The following is a 22,491-nucleotide window of genomic DNA, read 5'->3' on the forward strand; positions in this document are numbered from 1 at the left end:
GGCGGTGCCGGTCGACGGGCACCCCCGGCCGGCACCCCCGGGGCGCCGCGCGACCCGGGCGTCATTCTTGGCCGCCACGCGCTCCTTGCCCGAAGAAACCCCAGAATCCCTTCCTCGCAACAAGTCCTTCCAGCACGACGACGGACTGCTCACCCGTCCCGGAATTCCTTCATCACCCCGGTCAGCCGTCCGAGCAGTGAGATCAGCTGGCGGCGCTCCGCCGCGTCGAAGCGGGCGAACGCCAGGGCCTGACGCTCGCGACGGCGTTCGAGCAGGCGGGTCAGCCGGGCCAGCCCGTCGGCGGTCAGGCCGACCAGCACCTTCCGCTCGTCGTCCGGGGCCCGCCGCCGGGTGACGACCCCGGCGGCCTCCAGTTGCTGCAACATCCGGGTGGCGGTGGGGATCGTCACGTCCGCGGCGGCGGCGAGCTGGCCCACCGGCCGATCCTCCCCTCCGGCCAGCGGCTCCAGCAGCGTGAGCTGCGGCAACGAGAGGCCGCCGTCCTCCCCCGCGCCGGCCGAACGCGCCTTGCGCATGGCGAAGAACAACTCGTCGGCGGCCTGGGCGAGTTCGCCGGCCTCGGCCTCGGCCTCGGACAACCCGGAGTGCGGCACGGGTGTAGCCTAGCAGCACAATAGTTAGCAACCTATCTATTAGGAGGCTAGTGATGATGACCGGAAAGATCGACGTCCACCAGCACCTGGTGCCGCCCGCGTACCGGCGCGCGCTGGAGACGGGGAGCCGCACGCCGGGCGGCTGGCCCGTCCCGGACTGGACCCCCGAGGGCGCGCTCGCGATGATGGACGAGGCCGGGATCGCCACCGGAGTGCTGTCGATCAGCTCTCCGGGCGTCCACTTCGGCGACGACGTCGCGGCCCGCGAGCTGGCCCGCGAGACGAACGATTACCACGCCGAACTGGTCAAGGACCGGCCCGGACGCTTCGGCCAGTTCGCCGTGCTGCCCCTGCCGGACGTCGAGGCCGCAACCGCCGAAGCCGTGCGCGCCTTGGACGAACTGCACGCCGACGGCATCGCGCTGCTGTCCAATGTGAACGGACGCTACCTGGGCGACCCGGCCTACGAGCCGCTGTGGACGGAGCTGGACGCGCGTTCGGCCGTGGTGTTCGTGCACCCCGCGGAGCCGCCGATGCCACGCCTGGCCGGCCTGCCGAGCCCGGTGCTGGACTTCCCGGCCGACACCACGCGCTCCGCCCTGGACCTGGTGGCGCACGGAGTCTTCGACCGCCACCCCCGCCTGCGCGTGATCCTTTCGCACGGCGGCGGGTTCCTGCCCTACGCCGCGCACCGGTTCGAGTTCGCGTCGATGTTCAACCCGGGCACCACCGAAGAAAGCATCTACGCGGGCCTGCGCCGCTTCTACTTCGACACGGCCCTGGCTTCCACCCCGACGTCCCTGCCCTCGCTGCTCGCCTTCGCCGCCCCGGGCCACATCCTGTACGGCAGCGACTCCCCCTTCAACCCACCCCCCTCCCGCCTGCGCTTCGACGGCTGGCTCGACACCTACGAGGGCCTGTCGGAGACCGACCTGGCCGCAGTGCACCGCACTTCGGCCGAGGCACTGTTCCCCCGATTGGCTCGGTAGCCGCGGCACAGCGGGACGACGCACCACGAACTTCGCACCCTAGCGCGGAAACACGGCGACGAGCCGCGCGACGAGTTCGTCCGCGACCTCGCGAGCGAACCGGCCCAAGTCCTCGGACGAAACCGCGTCATCGGCCACCGGGCGGATCCGGGGCGGCAGGTGGGGGAAGCGTGCGCTCGAAGCGGACAGCTCACTCGACGGAGCCAGCCGGACCATGGCGACCGGGTCCATCCCGATCGCCGGGACGATCGAGGCCGGCAACGGCCGGAGCAGGTCGGCGAGCAGGCCCAGCCGGTCGGCGACCTTCGTCACCAGGTCCGGCCCGTCGAGGACCGATCCGATGGTCGCTCTCGGCAAGGCGAACCAGCAGCTCCGCTGCCCGTTCCGGTGGATCGCGAGACCGGCGTCGCCCCGGCGCCCGTCCGCCGGGCACGCCCACGCGGCCTCCGCCGAAGAGCCGGTTTTCAGCGCCTCGTCCGGGGTGAACAGGCCCCGCTCCCGGCCCAGGCGCGCGACCTCGTGCGGAGCGTCCCTGAGGTGGCGCACGCCCAGCCGGGCGGGTGGGTCGGCCGGGACGAGGTGGACTTCCACCACGGCCCCCTGGCCGCGGTGGAAGTCCGGCAACTCCGAACGGCCGATGACGGGTACCGGCGCGGGCAGGTCCCGCCACCGAAGCCCACCCCGGCGCGGGCTCGGTGAGCCCGGTCCGGAGAGCGGGGCCAGCGCCCGCGGTGGTCCGAGCGGCGGCGGGACGTGCCGCGGCTGTTGCGTCAGGACCCGCAGGATCCCCTCGATCCCCGGCTCGGTCAGTTCGACGCGGTAGTGATCGGCGGCGTAGGGCTGGAGGAACAGCGGGATCTCGTCGACCCGGTGCCCGGGCAGGATCACCGGCAGGATCTTCTTCGTCCACGTCCGCCGATCGCCCTGCAGGAGATCACGAAGCAGTGCCGCTTCCGCGCGGCCGCCCAGGTTCTCCTCGTGCGGCCCGTTGCCGTCGCCCATGCGCCGGTAGCCGCGGGAAGCCACCACCAGGACGAAGTCGGCCTCGGTGATGCACCTGGTCGCCCAGGCTTGCCAATCCTGTCGACCCGAGACGGCCCACTGGTCGAGAATGGCCCGGACACCGCATTTCCTCAAAAGCGTTGCGAATTCCCGGACGCTTTCGCGATGCGCATCGTCGTCATCGTGGGTGTAGGAGATGAAGACGGTGGGCGTTCCCACCCCGGAGCGCCCTGGTGGCCGCATCGTTGTTCTCCCTGCCCGACCGCCGCCGACGCGGCCGTTCCGGCGGAAGACCATAGCAGGGTGAAACCGGCCGGGCGGGCGGCGTCCCGCCCACGACGGAACGACGACAAATCGCGGACAGATTTCTTCTTTTCCTGCGCCGGGCCGATGCCCCGTGAGACCATGCTCAGCGCAGTTGATCATGCGGCAAGCCGAGCACGGGAGGGCAGGCATGTCGGGCCCCGACGACGCGGGGGCGGCGCCTCGTCCCGAGGTGTTCGTCTCCTACGCCGAGGATTCGCCGGCGCATGCGAGTTCGGTGCGCGAGTTTTCGGCGTATCTCCGGGAATACACCGGGGTGAACGTCCAACTGGACGCCTGGGCCGACGACAGCCGGCGGGACTGGGCCCTCTGGGTGGCGGAAAGGCTCCGGGAGGCGAAGTTCGTCCTCGCGATCGCTTCACCCCAGTACAAGCGGGTGGTGGATTCCGGGGAGCGCTTCGCCGGCCGGCCGTCGATCGGGCTGGGGGCCGCCCTGATGCGCAACAGCCTGAGTCGCGACCTGTCCGGGGAGACCATGCGGGTGCTTCCGGTGATCCTTCCGGGCCGATCGGCCGACGACATCCCGGACCTGCTGTGCGGCTCTTCGACCACGAGCTACGAGATCACCGAGCTCAGCCTCGAAGGGGTCCGCGGCTTGCTCGCGGTGCTCACCGGCGTTCCCCGCCACGCCGAACCGAGACTCGGCCGGCCACTGGTACCGCCCCGGCTTCCCGGCGCGATCGTCGTCGCCGCCCCGAAGCCACCGGCTGCGACGGCCGTCCTGTCGGCCGAAGCCGAGGTGGTGATCGGGTCGACCCAGTACGTGGTGCACCGGGAAACCTTGCAGGAGCGGCCGATCGACGACCACTCGGCCCTGCAACGCCACGGCCGGGCGCTCCGGATCGGCTCGCCACACCGCCAGGTCTGGCTGCGCCAGGTCGAGATGAGGCACGAGACGCCGGGCGCGAAGGCCGCTGTTTCCGCGCTGAAGGACGAGTACGAACTGCTCAGGTCCGCGGCCGGGGCGTGCCCTGGGCTGCCGGGTTCGCCCGGGCTCTTCCACGACGGGCCGGTGAGCACCCTGGTCACCGACTGGCCGGCGTCCGAGCAGCACGGCGGCCCCTGCCCCGCGCTCGCCGCCTTCGTTCCCGGACAAGGCGAGGCAACCGACCCCTGGGAAGCACGGCGGTCGCTCGCCGCCATCGCCGGGCTGTGCCGGCCGCTGGCCGCGCTGCACCTGCGCGGGCTCAGCCACCGGGCGCTGACTCCGGAGGGCATCATCCGCCGGGACGGAGGCGAGCTTCTGCTCCGTGACCTCGGGCTCGCCACCACGGCCTTCCGTCCCGGAGAGGGGCCGGCCGAGTATCGGGCCCCGGAGCAACGGCCCCGCGGCGGCGGCCGGGCCGGGCCGTGGACCGACGTCCACCAGCTCGCCGCTGTGGCCTACCACCTCGTGACCGGTCATCGGCCGCAGCCGACGGGGCCGCTGCCCGTCCACGCGCTGGCGCCGGATCTCCCGCCCCTCGCGGCGGAACACCTCGACGCAGCCCTGCGGCCCGAGCCGGGCCGGCGCCCCTCACTCGATGCGCTGGCCGCGGCTTTCCGCGGCCGGCCGCCGGCGCGGAACTGAGGGAGTCACCCTTGAGCTACACCGTGAACCTGGTCTCGCCCGTCGTCCTGGTGCCCTCGGGCAACCTGGCCGACCGCCTCCGCCGGTTGCGCCGCGACCATCCGCAGCTGCCCACGGGACTGAACGACCTGCTGTCCGACCTGGCGGCCCGGCCGGACGGCGTGCCGGCGGTCGTCGAACCGCCCCGGCCCGGGTACACCGGCGACAGCCTGGTTCTCGTCACCGCGACCTACGTCGCGCGGTTGCGGCGGTCCGGACGGGACGACGCGTACACCGTCGTCTGGATCGGACCGCTCAAGCTGCAGGACCACCGTCGCCTCGGGCAGGGCTTCCTGCTCCTGCGCGCCCGGTGGATGGGCGCGCACGAACTTCGCGCGGTTCCGCCGGGCAGCTCCACGCAGTGGGAGCAGGTCGAAGCTCACTGGCGAAGGCTGCTCGCGGATCTCGGCGCCCGGAACCAGGCACCCGGGCTGTCACCCGCGCACAACCGGCTCCTCGATCTCGTCGACCAGGTCATCGATCTGAAGTACCAGCAGGCGATGCGCGAGGCGTCGGCGCCGGGCTACCCGTACCGCTCGGTCGAGCCGGCGGGGGAACGGCGGTACAGCGGGGCGCCCGTCTACCTCTTCCAGGTGGTCGGCGACCGCGTTCCCCGCCGGAAGGAATCGGTTCAGCTGCACGGGGAGCCCGATCAGCGCGGGCACGTGATCAGGGTGGACGGGAACCAGGTCACCATCAGGTTCGACAATCCGGTCTCCTGGGATCGGCTCGGCCGGCAGGGCGAGCTGGAAGCGGTCACCGGCAACGCGATCTCCGCCAGGCAACGAGCGGCCGTCGACCGACTTCGGACCGGTCGAGCCGCGAACCCCATGCTGCTGCCCGTGCTGGTCGACCACCGGACCGGACCGCTCGTCCCGGTGACCGCGCTCCCGTCGGAGGCCCTCGACGAGGACCAGCTCGAAGCTTTCCGCAAGGCGCTGGCCGTGCCGGACGTGCTGCTGGTGCTGGGGCCGCCCGGGACGGGCAAGACCCGCACCATCAGCCAGATCGCGCACGCGCACGCGCAGCGTCCGGATCACGGTCCGGTGCTGGTGACCTCGCACACCAACCGCGCGGTCGACAACGTGCTCGGCAAACTGCCGGCCACTCTCGTCGTGATCCGGGTCGGCAGCGAGAGCAGGGTCGACGCGGAGGGCCGCCCCTACCTGCTCGAGACCCTGGCGACCGAGTTGCGCGGAGAGATCCTCTCCACGACGCAGACAGTCCTGTCCGGCTACGCCGGGCTCCCCGTCGCCGAGCAGTGGGCCGCCGAGCTCGGGCGCTGCCTGTCCGCGCTCGGCCAGGCCGGTGCGGCCGTCGACCGGGCCTGGGCCGACCTGACCTCGATCCGCCGGGTGCACGGTGGGGCCGCCCAGGCCGAACTGGACCAGATCGTGTCGTGGTTGAGGGAGCAGGAGGGCCAAGCGGCCCGGAGGCACGAACTGCTGGGGAAGCTGCAGCGGCGGGAGGCCCGCGCTCGCGCCCGGCCCCCTTGGTGGCGCCTGATCGGCTGGGACAGGTGGCCGGCGCGCTCCCGCGCCCGCAAGGCCGATCGCTACCGCGCCGAGTTGGCCCGCCTGGTCGAAAGCGCGACCGGTCTCCGCGCCCGGGCGGCCGAAGCGGCCGCGACGCTGGATGCCGTGACCCGCCAGGTCCCCGCGGTCCAGGCGGCCCAGGCGCGGGTCACCGAGGCGCTGAGGCACCGGCACGGGTTCCAGGGCGCGGCCCTGCACGCCGCGACCGCGGTCAGGAGGGCCATCGGCCCGGCGGCCGTGCTGCCCCCGGCGCCCGGTCCGGACGACGCCACTCAAGTGCTCCGCGAGCTGAGCGGTTGGCACGCCGGGCTGGCCCGGCTCATCCCGGTGCTGCACGCCCGCGCCAGGCTCCTGCGGGAGTGGCGCGAGGAAGCAGCCGGTGACTCGGACCAGCTCTACCCCGAGCTGATCAGGTATGCCGACGTGATCGGCGCCACCTGCATCGGTGCCGCGACGAGCCGCGACATCGCCGGAACCGAGTTCGACCTGGCGATCGTCGACGAGTCGGGGCAGATCGACACCGCGACGCTCCTGGTGCCGCTCGTCCGGGCGAAACGCGCGGTCCTCGTGGGAGACCACCGCCAGCTGCCGCCGGTGGTCGACTCGGACATCCGGGCGCAGGACGAGGCGGTCCGCGAGCTGGTCACGACGAGCACCCTCGAAATGCTCGTGGACAGGCTCCCGCCGAGCAACGTCGTGAGCCTGACCCAGCAGCGGCGGATGCCGAGGATCATCGCGGACTTCGTCTCCGACGCCTTCTACGGCGGCGCCCTCAAGACGATGGTCGAACGCGCGCACCACGACGTCCTCTTCGCCCAGCCGCTGGCGTTCGTCGACACCTCGGAGCTGCCGGAGCGGCAACGCTGGGAGACAGCCGCGCAGCCGAAAGGCCCCCGCGGCAGCGGTGGATACGTCAACGACGCCGAAGCTCACCTGCTGGTCCGGCTCGCGACCTTCTACCACCGCCGAGGCGAAGAATGGGCGTTGATCGTTCCCTACACGGCGCAGATCGCGCTGATCTCGCGACTGCTGGGCGAAGAGATCACGGACACCGACATCATCGATACGAACGTCGGCACCGTCGACTCGTTCCAAGGCGGAGAACGCGACGTGATCCTCTACGGCTTCACCCGGAGCAACGGCCAGGGCAGCGTGGGCTTCCTCGATGAGCTGCGCCGGGCGAACGTCGCCTTCACCCGGGCCAAGCACCAATTGGTCCTGGTCGGCGACCTGGAAACCCTGACCAACACCCGCGAACCCGGTTTCCGGACATTGGCCCGCTCCCTGCGAGACCGGGTCGCCGCCGAGGGCGATCTTCGTGGCTACCACGAGGTACTGGCCCGGATCGACGTGGCCGTGGGACAGGAGGACCGCGCATGACCTCCCGGAAATGGCTGATGCCCTACCCCCCGGCCCGGTCGCTGGAAGACGCCGCGTTCGGGGAAGGGCTGGCCCCGAACCGGATCTTCCGGCTCCTGCTCCCCGTCTGGCAGGTGGACGTGCAGGCGACGATCACCGACGGTGAGCCCTACGAGCTGATCGACCGCTACCTCGAGCGTGGTATCGCCGAAGCCGGTCTCGGCACGGCTGCCGAGCTCTCGCGGTTCTTCGCCCTCGACGAGCCGCTGGTGCTGGGAGCGATCCGGTTCCTGTACGCCATCGGCCACGTGGTCGAGGGCCGGGACGGCCGGCTGGCGCTCACCGAACTGGGCCGGGCATCCCACCGGGACCGAGTGTCCTACCGCCGCCCCCGGCAGGACCGCCGGAAGATGTACTTCGACGCGTTCGAGTCGGCTCCTTTCACCCGCGGCTACTACGACGCCGGCACCGTCTCCTTCCTGAAGCACGGCGACCTCGGCGCGAGGCCGGCCGGACGGTCCGGCGAGAACTTCGTCCTTCTTTCCAGCACGCACGGCTTCCGGCGCGAGGCCTTGACGGAGCTGGTGCGCCGGACCGACCGGGACCGCTTCAACCTGCCCATCCGGATCGACAACCCGGAGAGCCTGGGCGAGGAATGCGTGCACCTGCCGCTCTACGTGGTGCGCGCGTCGGAGAGGGGAAACCGGATCCGGTACCTGGCCTACAGCCAGGCCTCGGACGAGCACGACCCCGAGCTGAGCGCGTTGTGCCAGCGGCGGGCGGAGATCGCCGGCGTGATCGAGAACGAGATCCAGGACGATTCCGCGGACTGGCGGGCAGAACGAGCGTCGGAGTGGCTTCGGCGGCAGGACCTGGAAGGCCACCGCGCGCAACTGCTCGCCGACGGCACCTGGCGGGTGCGGCTGCCCCCGGAAGCCTTCGCGCCGAACGGTCCGGTGGCCTTGGACAAGCTGGGCTCGTTCACGGTGCTGAAGACCGACCTGCTGCACATCTGGTGCGAAGACGAGAGCACCCGCGAACTGGCGCATCTCGAACGAGTGGGTGGCTGCTTCGGCAATCGCGGCCGTCTTCCGGGCGGCGAAATCGAATCACGGATCTCCCGGCTCGCCCGCCAGCTCCAGGTGAAGCAGGACACCGTCCCGGCTACGCAGAACCTCGCGTCGGAACGGGGCAGGGAGCGGCTGGCCACCCAGCTCGCCGAATACCAGCGGACAAAAGAATGACACAGTGGACAGTTGCGAGTCAGCCTCTCGCCAACCGGCTCCGCCGAGGGGACCGGGCCGCTTCGCGCGGCTAGCTTTCCCAGCATGACCTCGCCCTCACCGGCCGCCGAACCGCTGCGGCCCTTGCGCTTGAACGAACTGAACCCCTACCTGTCGATCACCATCCTGGAGTGCCCGGAAGACGATCCCGCTGCAGCCTTCCGCTCGTTGTGCGATTTCCTGAAGCGATCGGCTCAGGAAAAAGGCCACTCCGACGCGGTTCGGGTAACCGGTGAAACGGCCGCCGGTGAAGAACAGGCCGCTCTGACGGATCTGGGCTTCGACGAGGTCTACGGGATCTCGCGGGAGGTGATCCGGCCGCCGGGGTGGGCGGCCAAGGAATCGGCGGTCGCCGACGTGCTCAACCAGCTCACCCTGACCCTGCGGCGAAACCGGCTGGTGGCCGTGCACACCGGGATCACGAGCAACGAGAAGCTCACCAGATGGGTGCGGACCGGCGGGGCGGGCTTCCGGTTCCTGCCCTCGGAGATCCTCGTCGGCACGTTCCACGGAGACGGCCGGATGCTCTGGGTCCGCGGGGTTCACCGGCCCCGGACGACCAAGGCGGACAGCATGACCCTGGCCGGCCTTCGGCTGCAGGACGCCGGCGACGACCTCGAGGACAGCACCTACGCCCTGAGCGCGGCGAAGGTCCGATACCTGCCGGACGACGAGACCTCCCTGCTCCGGGAGATGCTGACCGTCTCCCCGGTCAAGTCGCGGCTCTCCTGGAAGCAGACCTCGCACTTCCCCATGTTCCTGGGCGCGACGTACGAGGTGCTGGACCGGTTGGAGAAGTCGCTGGTGGCGGAGGAAGCCCCGGAGACCCCGTTCCCCCGGTATTCGGTCGTGGAAACCGATCTGAGCCGGGTGCGGGGTGCGTTCGACCTGCGCGTACCGGACCCCGACCAGGTGCGGGGGGAGCCGGGCGCGGACGAAGACCTGGTGGAGCGCGCCGAACTCCTGCGCTCGGCCGTGATCGAGGTCCGGGGCGAGGCCGGCTCGGCCCGGGCGTTCGTGGACGTGGGATTCGAAGAAGCGATCGCGGGCACCCTCGTGGCCGATCCGTCCGAAGAAGGGGACGGCTTCGGCCTCAAGGTGCGTTATTCCGGGGCGCCCCCGGCCGAGGGCCCGGCCCGGCAGATCCGGGAGGCGATCGGGGAAGGCGACCTGCTCACCATCTACTACCTGTCCGGTCACACGTTCTCCGGCGGCCGGATCTACCGGCACCGGTTGTCGGCCACCCCGTTCCCCCACTACCGGTTCGAGGACTTCACCGGTTACGACATCACGGAGGAGAAGCCGGCCACCGCCCAGGGCGAGACGATCCACCAGGCGATCGGACGGCGAGGGGACCGATCGCTGTTCGCCTGGGTGGTCGACCGGTTCTCCTCCGGCTGGCTCCTCTGCGACGACGGCGCCGGGGAGGTAGCCGACTTCCTGCACTTCGAAGGCGACACGCTCACCGCCATCCACGTCAAGGCCGCCGACCACCCGACATCGGCCCGGCGGATCGCCGTCACCCCGTTCGAGGTCGTCGTCAGCCAAGCCGAGAAAAACATCCGCGCCCTGCACCAGGAAGTGCTGCTGGACCACCTTTCGAGGCCGCGCGCGGCCGGACACGCCGCCTGGCACGACGGTGAGCGGGTGGACGTCGCGGATTTCACCGACCGGCTGCGGTCCCGGCCCGCCACCGGGCCGACCGAGGTGGTCGTGGTCCAGCCTCACCTCCTGCAAGCCCGCTACGACCGGGCCAGGGCCGACGCGGCGGCCGGCGCCACCACGGGCGACACCTTCAAGCTGGCCTTGCTGGACACGCTTCTGCACAGCACTCGAAGGACGGTGACCGCGCTGTGGAACGACCTGACCGTGATCGGCTGCGCCTGACCCGGCTGATCTTCGTGGCTGTGCCACTCCGAGGGGCGGTGTCACCCCTGAGTGCGGTGCACTTTGGGGGGAACCGGTGCGACTTTCGTCGGAAAGATCTCCGCTGGGCTCGGATCCTCCGGCGGGTGCCTCACTCGAATGGGCGAGCGTGCTAGCGTCCGGGCCATCGAGGCCGGAACCGAACGTCGTAGCCATGACGGCCCACCTCGGACCGGGAGGCGGGGGCCATGACCAGCCAAGCTCCGTTCGACGTCGAAGCCGGGCTGCGGGCGCTGATCGCCCGGGGCTACCAGTTCGTGCACCCGTCCGACGAGCACGGGGAGATACTCGCGGTGGTCGGCGTGCGCGCGCACGGCTGCGGGGTGGACGTGATCCGCCTCAACGCCGAAGACGACGTCGTGGCGATGCGCCTGCCCGAGACCGAGGAGCAGGTGCTCGCGCCGCGGACCTGGCGGTGGCGCCTGGACGGTCCCGCCGCCGAGGTGCTCCCCGCGCTGCTCGCCCTGCCCGAGGAAACGGCCGGTCCCGCCGCCCGGTCCGGTGGCTGCTGGGTGCCGGGGCGCGGTGGGCGGGCGAAGTGGCTCGCCACCTGCTGAAGCGTCCACAGTGCCCGCGTCCGCTGAAGCGTTCACGGTGCTCGCGTCCGCTGAAGCTTCCACAGCGCTCGCGTCTGCTGAAGCGTTCACGGTGCTCGCGCCCGCTGAAACGTCTACCGCGCTCGCCGTGCGCTGAAAAGTCCACTGTGCTTGCCTCCTGCCGAAGTGTCCACAGTGGCTCGCCGACTGCTGAAGCGTCCATAGTGGATTCGGGCAGCCGGGTGGTGCCTCGCCCGCTCCGACAGCCCCGCCGACCCCGCCGACCCCACCGGGCCGCCGGGCCGCCGGGCCGCCGACCCCGCTGGGCCGCCGGGAGTGACCGTCCATTGAAGACAGTCCCGTTCACAGTCCCGCCAGTACCTCCGCCTCATCCGCCGGCGACAGACCCGCGCGCCGCTCGCGGTCGGCACCGAGCTCCTGCTCCGTCTCCAGGGCGGCGGCCACGGTCTCGGCCAGCGGCCGGATCCGCAGCCCCGCGGCGAGGGACGGCGCCGGATCGTGCGCGGTCATGCCCTGGAGGTCTTCCGGCAGCCACAGGGGCAGCGAGCGCGGGCCGCTCCACGGGGTGACCCCGGCCGCGGTGAGCCGGTCGTCGGGGGCGGGCACCAGTTCGGCCCGGCCACCGGAGGCCGCGGCGATCTCGCGGAGCAGGGTGGGCAGCCCCTGGACCGGGCCGACCCCGTCGAAGGTGCCGGTCAGGCCCGTCTCCGCGGCGGTGGTGATCCACCCGGCCAGATCGCGCACGTCGAGGTGCTGCACGGGCCGGTCGGCCGCCGGCACCAGCACCCGGCCGCCGCGGGCGAGGCGGGCCGGCCAGTAGCCGAACCGGTCGCTGCCGTCGCCGGGGCCGGTGATCAGGCCGGGGCGCACCACGAACGCGCGGTCCCCCACCGCCGCGCGCACCGCGTTCTCCGACGCCACCTTGATCGCCCCGTACAGCTCGGGGCCGCCCTCGGCGCGCAGCTGCTCGTCGGTGGCGTGCTCTTCCAGCGGCTCGCGCACGCGGCCGGTGGCCGGGGTCTGCCCGGGGGTGGCGTGGTCGGCGTAGGCGCTCACCGTGGAGACGAACGTCCAGTGCCGGGCCCGGGCCCCGAGCGCTTCCAGCGCCCGCGTCACCCACGGGTGGGAGAGCCGCGCCACGTCCACCACCGCGTCGAACTGCTCACCTTCGAGCGGCGCGAGCCCAGCTTCGGCATCACGGTCCACGCGCACCAGCTTCGCGCCGTCCGGCACCGCGCCGGACTCCCCGCGCGCCGCGCACACCACCTCGTGGCCGCGCCGCAGTGCCTCTGCGGCGACCGCCCGGCCGAGGAAAACCGTTCCACCCAGCACCAGAAGTCTCATGTCCCCCACCCTGACGCCGCCGGGGCACGGGCACCACCACTCTCGCCGAGGGCGAACAAACCCGGCGCACCGGACCGCGCCGAATGGTGCGAACGGGACAGGATCCGCACCTGTGGTCCACTGTGGATAGTGGCGTCGGCTCGGCCTGGGGAAGGGCCGGGGACGCTCGGGCGAAGGTGGCTACCGCCCGCCCGGTGACCCCACCGCGCCCGGACTGGCCAGCCGCGCGGTGGCGCCGGGCCGGGCTGGCACCGCGAGGAAGGGCGTGACGTCCACGGGGTAGCGCTGCACCTGGCCCCTCCGTTCGGCGGAACGCGCGTGCGGGCCCGCTCATCCGCAGCTTCCTCCCGTGCGGCGAAGGGGATCAGGCCGACCGCTGCGGCCGCCGGCCGGCGGCGGTGGCGATCATCGTGGCGAGGTCGGTCACCAGTCCGGGGTCGTCCGGCAGCTGGCCGATCGCGACCCGGATGTGCGACGCGGACGTCGGGCGCGCGTGACAGCGCCGGCCCGGCCCGGCCGAGACGCCGTTCGCGGCCAGGGTGACCAGGGTCCGGGTCTCGTCCGGCACCGGGACCCACAGGGCCAGCCCGTCGTCCGTGCGCGCCCGGATCCCGTGGCCGGCCAACGCGTCGGCGAGTGCGGCCCGGCGTTCGGCGTACCGCCCGCGCGCGCGGCGCAGCAGCACGCCGGTGGCCGCGTCGGTGAGCAGGAACGCCTGGGCGTCCTGCAGGATGCGGCTCGACCAGATCGGGCCGGACGCGCGCAGCTCGCGGACCCGCGCCACCACCGGCGCCGCGCCCGCCAGCACGCAACTGCGCAGCTCCGGCCCGAACGCCGTGCAGTACGAGCGCACCAGCAGCACCCGGTCGGGCCGGTGCGTGCCGAGGCTCAGCGCGGGTCCCGACGCCAGCGGCCCGAGGTCGTCGTGCTCGATCACCACCGGAGCGGACCGGGCCGAGTCCAGCACCGCGGCGAGCGCGGCGATCCGTTCGGCCGGCACGGAATGGCCCAGCGGCACGTGCGCCCGCGGCTGGTAGACGAACGCGGCGGGCCGGTGCGTCAGCGCGTCCGTGAGCGATTCCGGCTGCGGGCCGTGCTCGTCGCACCGCACCGGCACGACGTGGATCCGGGACCGGCGCAGCACCTCCAGCAGCCAGGGCGCGGTCGGCTCCTCCACCGCGATCACGTCGCCCGGGCGGGCGAGGGCCTGGCAGGCCAGCGTGACGCCTTCGTGCCCGCCCGCCGCGACCGTCCAGTCCTCGGCCGGGAACGGCCAGGCCGGGTCGACCGCGGCGCGCAGCCTCGGGGTGATGAAGTCCTTGGCGGAGCTGTTCGACCGCTCCATGCGCACCCCGGCGGCGACGGCCTCTTCCAGCGGCGGCAGCAGCGCCGGGTCGGGCCTTCCGTGCTCGAGGTCGATCGTGCGCCAGCCTTCGAACGAGCGCGCCGCCGCCGGCCCGGGCGGGGGCGCCAGCACGGTCGTGCCGCGGCGGCGGCCGGTGCCGATCAGCCCGGCCGCGCGCAGCTGGGCCCAGGCCTCGGCGATCGTCGTCGGGCTGACCGAAAGCTCCGCGGCCAGCGCCCGGACGGTCGGCAGCCGGGCACCGGGCAGTACCTCGCCGTCGCGGATCAGCCCGGAAACCGCGCCGGCGATACCGCGCCCGGTCCGTTCACCGATCCGCGCGGTGAGCCAGCCGAGCCCCACCGGCGCCATCGCCGTGATCTCACCCGTCGCCACGCCCCGGCTCCCCTCGTCGCGGTCCGGCGGTCGAGCTCCGCCGCACCGGGAAGTTAAGCCGGAAACCGAGGTGCGCCAACCGGTTTCACATCCTGGTCGGTTCGGACAATTCCCGGGAAATGTTCGGCGCGCTTTGTCCGGACATTTCCCGGTACCGGAAATCTTTTCTTCCGGGGTGGGCCGGAATGGTCACCGGCGGGCTCGGACGGGGACGGGTGCACCGTCCGGCTCACGGCCGGGCGGCTGCCCCGCCGAACGCCCGGCGGGCGGAGAAGCCCAGCAGAACCAGCTCCGCCACCGAGAACCCCAGCAGCGCCACCGGGCTCGGCACCCACACCAGCGCGAGCCCGATGGCCAGCACCGGCACCACGAGCCCGGCGTAGGCGGCCAGGAACAGCGCGGCCAGCACCTCGCCGCGGGCGCGCGGGTCGGCCAGCGCGGCCACGGTGCCGACCGAGGCGCGGAACCCCAGTCCCAGCCCGGCTCCGGCCAGCACGCTGCCGGCGAAGAACAGCCAGAGCGTGGGCACCAGGACGGAGATCGGCAGCACGACCAGCCCGGCCACCATCAGCGTGTAGCCGATCTTCAGCTGTGCGCGGGTGGCGATCGGCGCGAAGAGCAACTGCGCGAGCGCCGCCGAGCCGACCATGACGAACGCCGCGACCCCGGCCAGGAGCCGCCCCGGCTGGTGCAGGCCCTGGGCCAGCAGCGTCGGGGCGAGCGCACTGAACAGCCCGGTGATGGCGAACGCGGCGAACACGCCGAGGGCGGCGCCGACGAACGCGGGCCGGGCCCCGGCCGGCAGCGCGACCCGCTGCGGCCGGTAGGCCGGGCGCTCCTCGCGCCGCTCCACCGTCTCCGGCACCAGGCTCACCGCGAGGGCGCTGAGCAGCAGCAGGACCAGGAACACCAGGTACGGCGTGGTCAGCGGGCCCGCGACGAACTGGGCGAACAGGCCGCCGGCCAGCGGGCCGAGCGCGAGCCCGCCCATGTTGACCACGGTGGAGACCAGCGCCGCCCGGCCCGGGTCCTCCTGCGGCTTCGCGACCGCGCGCAGCTCCGAAAGGTGCGCGGTGGCGGTGGCGGTCAGCGCGCCGATACCGGCCCCGCAGACCAGCCGGGCCAGGACCAGGCCCGGCACCTCCGGCCAGACCAGGAAGATCACCGCCGACAGCGCCTGGGTGAGGGTCGCGGCGAGGATCACGCGGCGGCGGCCGAGCCAGTCGCTGACGTGCCCGGCGAGGTACAGGCTCACCATCACGCCCACCGCGTACGCGGCGAAGACGACCGTGATGACGAAGGTCGGGAAGCCGTCTCGCTGCTGGTACAGCGAGTACAGCGGCGTGGGCAAGGTCGAGAAGGAGAGGGACACGGTGAAGGCGAGGGCGATCACGCGGAACCCCCAGCCGTGGCTGACGCGCCCGACCGGCGGCGAGGACGGGGTGCGGGCAGTGATGGCGAGCATGACGACCTTCCGGGAGGAGCTGGTGCCCTCCAGCGTGCCCGGGCCGACTCATCTGGTCCAACGAAAAATGATGGTCAGAGCTATCGGGATCGGAGATAATCGACCGGTGGAAACCCGTCAGCTCGAGCATTTTGTTGCGGTCGCCGAGGAGCTCAGCTTCACTCGCGCCGCCCAGCGGCTGTTCACCGTGCAGTCGACCGTGTCCGCGACCATCCGCGCGCTCGAGACCGAACTGGGCTCGGCCCTGTTCGACCGGTCGACGCGCCGGGTCGCGCTTTCGGCTCCGGGGCTGGCGTTCCTGCCGGAGGCCAAGGCCGCGCTGGAGGCCGTCGACCGGGCCCGCGCGGTGGTGCAGGAGACCTCGGCCGGACTGCGCGGCAGCCTGCGGATCGGCACCATGAGCAGCATCGGCGCGCTCGACCTGCCCGCGCTGCTGGGCGCCTTCCACCGCCGGCACCCGCTGGTCGACCTGCACGTCACGGTGTCCATGACCGGGTCCACCGGGCTGGCCGAGGACGTCCGCCACGGCCGGCTCGACCTGGCGCTGCTGGGCCTGCCCGAGGCCGAGCTGGCCGGGCTGGCCACGCGGTCGCTGCTCGACGTGCCCTACCACGCATTGGTGCCCGAGGACCACGAGCTGGCCGGCCGGGCCGGGGTGGGGCTGGCCGACCTCGCGGGCGAGCGCTTCGTCGACACCCCGCGCGGGTTCGGCAACCGGATCGCCGTCGACCGGGCGTTCGCCACGATCGGCTCGCCGCGCCGCGTCACGGTCGAGGTGGCCGACCTGCGCGCGGTGCCCGGCTTCGTCGCCGCCGGCCTGGGGATCGCGGTGGTCCCCGACGTCGTCCCGCTGGCCGTGCCCGGCACCAGTGTGGTGCCGCTCACCGAGGCGGGCTTCGCCTGGCCGCTCACCGCCGTCTCCCACGCCGGACGGCCGCCCAGCCGGGCCCTGCGCACCCTGCTCGACCTGCTCGACGAAGGCGGGCTGGGGCCCGGACCTTACGAAACCCGGACACCTCCGCGCGCGCAGCGGCGAAGGAATAGCGCACGGCCGTAGATTGTCGTTGTCCACTGACCGTCCAGGCGCGTTCCGCCTGGTTCCCCGGTTCGCGCCGAGAGGCCGTGAACGGACCGCTGTGCCCCGGCACCGAGCGCAGGAGAAGGACTTCGGCCTGGGCGCTGTTCACCACCGCCGAAAGCGGGTAAGGAGATACCCATGACGACGAACAAGGCCATTCTCGCGGGCGGCTGTTTCTGGGGTATGGAAGAGCTGTTCCGCCACCAGCCCGGTGTCGTCTCGACCCGGGTCGGCTACAGCGGCGGCCACGTGCCCCACGCCACCTACCGCAACCACGGCGACCACGCCGAGGCGATCGAGGTCGGCTACGACCCGGCGGTGACCGACTTCCGCGCCCTCCTGGAGTTCTTCTTCCAGGTCCACGACCCGACCACGAAGGACCGCCAGGGCAACGACCTCGGCGCCAGCTACCGCTCGGCGATCTACTACACCGACGACGAGCAGAAGCGGGTCGCGGCGGACACGATCGCCGACGTCGAGGCCTCCGGCCTGTGGCCCGGCCGGGTCGTGACCGAGGTGAGCCCGGCCGGTGACTTCTGGGAGGCCGAGCCCGAGCACCAGGACTACCTGCAGAAGTACCCGAACGGCTACACCTGCCACTTCCCCCGCCCGGGCTGGAAGCTGCCCAAGCGGGCCACGGCCTGATCACCCGGCGGCGCGCGGACCCGGTGTCCGCGCGCCGCCGTCCGTCCCGAGGAGCGAGCCGTGCCCGGTTACCCGGCGATGATCACCGAGACCGGCCACGTGGAGCCGGTGCCCCGCCGCGTGCGCGCCCGGCTCGGCGGCCGGGTGGTGCTCGACACCACGAACGCGCTCTACGTCTGGGAATGGCCGAACTACCCGCAGTTCGCCATCCCGCTCGCGGACGTCATCCCCGGCCTGCTGGTCGACGAGGGCCATCCACAACGGCTCCAGCACGGCACGGCCCGGCGGCACGCCCTGCGTAGCGGCGACATCACGAAGCCCGCCGCGGCCCGCCTGTACGGCGAAGACGCCGTCTCCGGTCTGGCCAGTCACGTGCGCTTCGAATGGTCCGCACTCGACGCTTGGTTCGAAGAGGACGAAGAGATCTTCGTGCACCCGCGCAACCCGTACACGCGAGTGGACGCGCTGCGCTCGACGCGCCACGTCCGTGTCGCGCTGGAGGGCGTGACGCTCGCGGAGTCCTCTTCGCCGGTCCTGCTGTTCGAAACCGGCCTGCCGACGCGCTACTACTTCAGCCGCACCGAAGTGGATTTCACCCACCTCGTGCCGAGCGCCACGGTGACGGCCTGCCCGTACAAGGGCCGCACCACGGGCTACTGGTCGGTGCGCACCGGCGACACGGTGCACGCGGACCTGGCCTGGACCTACGACTTCCCGGCCGCCGCGACGGCCCCGATCGCCGGACTGGTCTCGTTCTACAACGAGGTGCTCGACATCTTCGTGGACGGGGAAGAGGTTCCGCGGCCTGCGACGCACTTCTTCGGGTGATCCGGGGCTTGTGATCTGGGCCTCCCCCGGGCCGCTCGGCCGCGACCGGGCCGGGGCGCCCGGCTAACCTGGCCGCGCCCGCACGCCCACCCCACTCCCCTGAGGCGGCGGTGTCCCCGAATCCCCCGCGCGCCGCCGCGCGTCCCGAACAGGTTGGCTGGTCCTTGCCCGAATCCGTGTCACGACGCCCCGCGTGGCTGTCACCGAAGGTCGCGCGCACCGAAGTGCTCGCGGGCCTGGTGGTCGCGCTCGCGCTCATCCCCGAGGCCATCTCGTTCTCGGTCATCGCCGGGGTGGACCCGAGCGTCGGGCTGTTCGCCTCGTTCACCATGGCCGTGGTGATCTCGGTGGTCGGCGGCCGCCCGGCGATGATCTCCGCGGCGACCGGCGCCATCGCGCTGGTGGTCGCGCCGCTTTCGCGGGAGCACGGGCTCGGTTTCCTGGTCGCGACGGTGATCCTCGGCGGGCTGCTGCAGATCGTGCTGGGCGCGCTGGGGGTGGCGAGGCTGATGCGCTTCGTGCCGCGCAGCGTCACCGTCGCGTTCGTGAACGCGCTGGCCATCTTGATCTTCCTGGCGCAGCTGCCGAACCTGGTCGGCGTGCCGTGGCCGGTCTACCCGCTGCTGGCCGGCGGGCTGCTGATCATGGTCGGCTTCCCGCGGCTGACCAAGGTGGTCCCGGCGCCGCTGGTGTCGATCGTGGTGCTGACCGCGCTCACCCTCGGCGCCGGCATCGCCGTGCCCACGGTCGGCGACCGGGGCGCGCTGCCGTCCTCGCTGCCGGTGCCGGGGCTGCCGGACGTGCCGTTCACCCTGGGCACGCTGACCACCATCGCGCCCTACGCGCTGGCCTTCGCCCTGGTGGGGCTGATGGAATCGCTGATGACGGCGAAGCTGGTGGACGAGCTCACCGACACCCGGTCGAACAAGACCCGCGAATCGATCGGCCAGGGCCTCGCCAACGTCGTCACCGGGTTCTTCGGCGGCATGGGCGGCTGCGCGATGATCGGCCAGACCATGATCAACGTGCGCACCGCGGGCGGGCGCACGCGCCTGTCGACCTTCCTGGCCGGGGCGTTCCTCCTGGTGCTCTGCCTGGTCTTCGGCCCGCTGGTGTCGAAGATCCCGATGGCCGCCCTGGTCGCGGTGATGGTGCTGGTCGCCTTCGGCACCTTCGACTGGCACTCGATCGCCCCCGCCACCCTCCGGCGCCTGCCGCCCGGCGAGGTCGGCGTGATGGTGCTGACCGTCGCCGTGGTGGTCGCGACCGGCAACCTCGCGATCGGCGTGGTGACCGGCAGCGTGGTCGCGATGGTGGTCTTCGCCCGCCGCGTCGCCCGCAACGCCGAGGTCACCGTCGTGGCCGGCCCGGACCGAGGCCGGGTGGTGTACGCGGTGAGCGGCCAGCTCTTCTTCGCCTCCAGCAACGATCTGGTGACCCGCTTCGACTACGCGGGCGACCCGGCCCGGGTGGTGATCGACCTGTCCGCGGCGCACATCTGGGACGCTTCGACCGTGGCCGCGCTGGACGCGGTGACGGCGAAGTACGCGGCGCGGGGGAAGGCCGTCGAGATCACCGGGCTGAACCAGCCGAGCGCGAAGATGCACGGCCGGCTCAGCGGGGAGCTGGCGGGCAGTTCCTGAGCGAGCCCGCATGCTGCCCCCTCGGGGGCGACGCGGAGAAGGCCGCATCGCGGGCGCTACGGCCGTCGTCGGACGTCCTCAGCCGGACAGGACGGCGTGCACGGCGTCGGCGACCACCGCGGCCCCCGCGTGGGTCATGATCGTCGCCGCGTGGTCCGCGCCCGGGACCCGGCGGGGTTCGCGCAGGGTCGGCAGCCGCGCGCGGAACCGGGCCAGCGCCTCGTCCGGGTAGGCCGGCGCGGTGCCCGGCCCGACGCTCCACTCGGCGCACACCAGCTCCACCGGAACGGTCAGCCGCAGCCAGCCGGACTCGCCGAAGAAGACGTCCTCGGCGTCCGCGAGGACCACCTCGGGGCTGAGCCGCACGCGACCGTCCGCGCCGAGGTCGTGCGCCAGGGTGTCGCGCAGCAGCGGATCGGCCGCGTCCAGCAACGGGCTGTCGCGCGTGAAGTGGGCGAGGTAGTCCTCGACCCCGTCGAACGGCCGCGCCAGCCGGCTGAGCTGCGGGGCGAAGGCGCCCGGCAGCCGGTCCGGCGTCAACCCCGGCGGCGGGGCCATCGGCAGTCCGCCGTCGACCAGCACCACGCTCCGCACCCGGTCCGGCCGGCCCGTCGCCAGCTCCACCGCCACGAAGCCGCCCATCGACATCCCGCAGACGTCCACCGTGTCCAAGCCCAGCGCGTCGAGCACCCGCACCAGGTCTTCGGCGTGCTGCCGCAGCGAGGAGCGCCCGCGCACGGCGAAGCTGCCCGCTCGGCCGCGCAGGTCCGGCATCACCAGCGACAGACCGGGCTCCGCGGCCCGCAGCCAGTTCCACAGCCGGCAGTTGCTCGTCACACCGTGGACCGCCAGCACCGGCGCGGATTCGGACTCCGTCACCTCGACGGCGAGGGCACCGCCCTGGACCGGGACGGACCGGGTTTCCGGTTCACGGCGCATCCGCCCACCGTAACGGCATCCGAGCCGGGCTCGGCGCCTCACGAGTCCCGGCGCAGCAGCAGCTTCGCGATCTTCCCGGTCGGCCCCTTCGGCAGCACGTCGATGATCCGCACGCGGCGCGGGTACTTGTACGCCGCGATGCGCTCCTTAGCCCAGGCCACGATCTCCTCCGGTTCCGCCACTGCGCCCGGCTTCAGCGAGACCACCGCGACGACCTCCTCGCCCAGCCGGTCGTCCGGCTCGCCGAGCACCGCGGCCTCCGCGACGGCCGGGTGGGTGTAGAGCAGCTCCTCGACCTCGCGCGGGTAGACGTTGTAACCGCCGCGGATGACCAGGTCCTTCTTGCGGTCGACGACGAAGGCGAAACCGTCGGAGTCGACGTAGCCGAGGTCGCCGGTGTGGAACCAGCCGCCGCGGAACGCCTTCGCCGTCTCCTCGGGCCGCTTGTAGTAGCCCTTGGTGAGGTTGTGGCCGCGCAGCACGATCTCGCCGACGTGCTCCTCCCCCGCCGGCAGCGGCCGGTCCTGGTCGTCGACGATCCGCAGTTCGACGCCCCAGATCGGCTTGCCGATGGAGCGCAGCTTGCGCTGGTCCGCCCCCGGGTTGACGGTCGCGGTCGAGGAGGACTCCGAAAGCCCGTAGCCCTCCAGCACCGGGATGCCGTACTTCGCCTCGAACGAGCGCAGCACCCGCTCCGGGATCGCCGCCCCGCCGGAGCTGCCGATCCGCAGGCTGGAGGTGTCGTAGCCGGAGCTGTCGGCCGCGGCCAGCGCGTGGTACATCGTGGGCACGCCGGCCATGATGGTCACCCGGTCGCGCTCGATCGCGGCCAGCACCGCCGCCGGCTCGAACCGCGGCACCACCGAGACGGTCCGGCCGTGGCGCACCGCGCCGTTGAGGATGCTGGACAGGCCGTAGACGTGGAAGAACGGCAGCACGGCGAGCACCACGTCACCGGACTCGATGCCGAACGTCCGGCCGCCGATGGTGCAGGTCATGTACAACGAGAAGTGCGACAGCTCGGCGCCTTTCGGGCGACCGGTGGTGCCGCTGGTGTAGAGCAGCACCGCGGTGTCCTCGGCCGCGCCCGGGTGGATCTCGTCGTCCGGCTCGGCCGTGAGCAGTTCGGTGAACGCGCCGGCGCCCTCGGGCCGGCCGTCTGTGCCGTCTGTGCCGTCTGTGCCCACCAGCACCACGGCCACCCCCGGCACCTCGGCGAGCGCGGCCGTCGCGGCTTCGGCCCCGGACGCGCTGGTGATCAGCAGCCGGGCGTCGGAGTCGGCCAGGTGGTAGGCGATCTCCCCGGCCTTGAGCAGCGGGTTCAGCGGGACCAGGACCAGCCCGGCCTTGAGGATGCCGAAGTAGGCGGAGACGAACTCCGGCCCGTTCGGCAGGTGCAGCGCCACCTTCTCACCCGGGCGCAGGCCACGCGCCCGCAGCGCCGACGCGACCCGGCCGGACGCTTCGTCCACCTCGGCGTAGGTCAGCGCCCCGTCCGGGAACCGCAGGAAGTCCTGGTCCGGTGCGGCCGAGGCGGTCTCCCTCAGCATGGTGGCCAGGTTGAAGCTCATCGTCCCCGCCTTCCGCAAACCCCGTGGCACCCGGCACCCGGG

At 72.5% G+C, this 22,491-nt stretch carries 17 protein-coding genes; 10 read left to right on the forward strand and 7 right to left on the reverse strand.

The window, feature by feature from the left end; genetic code table 11:
• Nucleotides 1–149: 149 nt before the first annotated feature.
• Complete coding sequence (locus NYF13_RS21080) at nucleotides 150–614, reverse strand: MarR family winged helix-turn-helix transcriptional regulator (RefSeq protein ID WP_315659042.1); 465 nt, start codon at nucleotides 612–614, stop codon at nucleotides 150–152.
• 56 nt (nucleotides 615–670) lie between these two features.
• Between NYF13_RS21080 and NYF13_RS21085 the strand changes: the two genes are divergently transcribed.
• A complete protein-coding gene (locus NYF13_RS21085) occupies nucleotides 671–1,603 on the forward strand; it encodes an amidohydrolase family protein (protein WP_315659043.1) in 933 nt (310 codons plus the stop codon).
• 39 nt (nucleotides 1,604–1,642) lie between these two features.
• On the opposite strand, the gene NYF13_RS21090 is transcribed toward NYF13_RS21085, so the two are convergent.
• Nucleotides 1,643–3,061 carry a toll/interleukin-1 receptor domain-containing protein gene (locus NYF13_RS21090; RefSeq protein ID WP_315659044.1) on the reverse strand — a complete coding sequence of 473 codons (1,419 nt, stop codon included), beginning with the start codon at nucleotides 3,059–3,061 and terminating at the stop codon, nucleotides 1,643–1,645.
• Between NYF13_RS21090 and NYF13_RS21095 the strand changes: the two genes are divergently transcribed.
• The 5 genes from NYF13_RS21095 to NYF13_RS21115 all read left to right on the forward strand — a co-directional run bounded on the left by NYF13_RS21095 (nucleotide 3,060) and on the right by NYF13_RS21115 (nucleotide 11,198).
• A complete protein-coding gene (locus tag NYF13_RS21095) occupies nucleotides 3,060–4,499 on the forward strand; it encodes an SEFIR domain-containing protein (RefSeq protein ID WP_315659045.1) in 1,440 nt (479 codons plus the stop codon). The two genes, NYF13_RS21090 and NYF13_RS21095, sit on opposite strands and share 2 nt — an antisense overlap.
• A gap of 11 nt (nucleotides 4,500–4,510) precedes the next feature.
• A complete protein-coding gene (locus tag NYF13_RS21100) occupies nucleotides 4,511–7,453 on the forward strand; it encodes an AAA domain-containing protein (RefSeq protein WP_315659046.1) in 2,943 nt (980 codons plus the stop codon).
• The gene (locus NYF13_RS21105) at nucleotides 7,450–8,676 is read left to right on the forward strand and encodes a hypothetical protein (RefSeq protein WP_315659047.1); all 1,227 of its coding nucleotides are present in this window, start codon (nucleotides 7,450–7,452) and stop codon (nucleotides 8,674–8,676) included. The genes NYF13_RS21100 and NYF13_RS21105 overlap by 4 nt, the downstream gene beginning before the upstream one ends.
• A gap of 84 nt (nucleotides 8,677–8,760) precedes the next feature.
• Nucleotides 8,761–10,602 (forward strand): hypothetical protein, encoded by a 1,842-nt coding sequence (locus NYF13_RS21110; RefSeq protein ID WP_315659049.1) that lies wholly within the window; start codon nucleotides 8,761–8,763, stop codon nucleotides 10,600–10,602.
• Nucleotides 10,603–10,829: 227 nt separating this feature from the next.
• Complete coding sequence (locus NYF13_RS21115; RefSeq protein WP_315659050.1) at nucleotides 10,830–11,198, forward strand: hypothetical protein; 369 nt, start codon at nucleotides 10,830–10,832, stop codon at nucleotides 11,196–11,198.
• Between the two features lie 342 nt (nucleotides 11,199–11,540).
• On the opposite strand, the gene NYF13_RS21120 is transcribed toward NYF13_RS21115, so the two are convergent.
• The 3 genes from NYF13_RS21120 to NYF13_RS21130 form a co-directional block, all read right to left on the reverse strand.
• Nucleotides 11,541–12,542, reverse strand: a complete 1,002-nt coding sequence (locus tag NYF13_RS21120) for an NAD-dependent epimerase/dehydratase family protein (protein WP_315659051.1) — start codon at nucleotides 12,540–12,542, stop codon at nucleotides 11,541–11,543.
• A 364-nt stretch (nucleotides 12,543–12,906) separates the two neighbouring features.
• Nucleotides 12,907–14,280 carry a PLP-dependent aminotransferase family protein gene (locus tag NYF13_RS21125; RefSeq protein ID WP_315659052.1) on the reverse strand — a complete coding sequence of 458 codons (1,374 nt, stop codon included), beginning with the start codon at nucleotides 14,278–14,280 and terminating at the stop codon, nucleotides 12,907–12,909.
• 229 nt (nucleotides 14,281–14,509) lie between these two features.
• Complete coding sequence (locus NYF13_RS21130) at nucleotides 14,510–15,745, reverse strand: MFS transporter (protein ID WP_315659054.1); 1,236 nt, start codon at nucleotides 15,743–15,745, stop codon at nucleotides 14,510–14,512.
• Nucleotides 15,746–15,851: 106 nt separating this feature from the next.
• Between NYF13_RS21130 and NYF13_RS21135 the strand changes: the two genes are divergently transcribed.
• From NYF13_RS21135 to NYF13_RS21150, 4 genes are all read left to right on the forward strand, one after another.
• The gene (locus NYF13_RS21135) at nucleotides 15,852–16,802 is read left to right on the forward strand and encodes a LysR family transcriptional regulator (RefSeq protein ID WP_315659056.1); all 951 of its coding nucleotides are present in this window, start codon (nucleotides 15,852–15,854) and stop codon (nucleotides 16,800–16,802) included.
• 159 nt (nucleotides 16,803–16,961) lie between these two features.
• Nucleotides 16,962–17,468, forward strand: coding sequence for a peptide-methionine (S)-S-oxide reductase MsrA (gene msrA, locus NYF13_RS21140; protein ID WP_315659057.1), 507 nt, complete (start codon nucleotides 16,962–16,964; stop codon nucleotides 17,466–17,468).
• 60 nt (nucleotides 17,469–17,528) lie between these two features.
• Nucleotides 17,529–18,296 (forward strand): DUF427 domain-containing protein, encoded by a 768-nt coding sequence (locus NYF13_RS21145; protein ID WP_315659058.1) that lies wholly within the window; start codon nucleotides 17,529–17,531, stop codon nucleotides 18,294–18,296.
• Nucleotides 18,297–18,472: 176 nt separating this feature from the next.
• Nucleotides 18,473–19,939: a SulP family inorganic anion transporter gene (locus NYF13_RS21150; RefSeq protein WP_315659059.1), complete on the forward strand. Its 1,467-nt coding sequence runs from the start codon at nucleotides 18,473–18,475 to the stop codon at nucleotides 19,937–19,939.
• Nucleotides 19,940–20,017: 78 nt separating this feature from the next.
• Here the strand turns inward: NYF13_RS21150 and NYF13_RS21155 are convergent, their stop codons facing one another.
• Together NYF13_RS21155 and NYF13_RS21160 are read right to left on the reverse strand one after the other, a co-directional pair.
• Nucleotides 20,018–20,878: an alpha/beta hydrolase gene (locus tag NYF13_RS21155; RefSeq protein ID WP_315659060.1), complete on the reverse strand. Its 861-nt coding sequence runs from the start codon at nucleotides 20,876–20,878 to the stop codon at nucleotides 20,018–20,020.
• Between the two features lie 38 nt (nucleotides 20,879–20,916).
• Nucleotides 20,917–22,449 (reverse strand): long-chain fatty acid--CoA ligase, encoded by a 1,533-nt coding sequence (locus NYF13_RS21160; protein WP_315659061.1) that lies wholly within the window; start codon nucleotides 22,447–22,449, stop codon nucleotides 20,917–20,919.
• Nucleotides 22,450–22,491: the final 42 nt, after the last annotated feature.

The sequence above is a fragment of the Amycolatopsis sp. PS_44_ISF1 genome (assembly GCF_032335455.1).
GTDB lineage: Bacteria > Actinomycetota > Actinomycetes > Mycobacteriales > Pseudonocardiaceae > Amycolatopsis.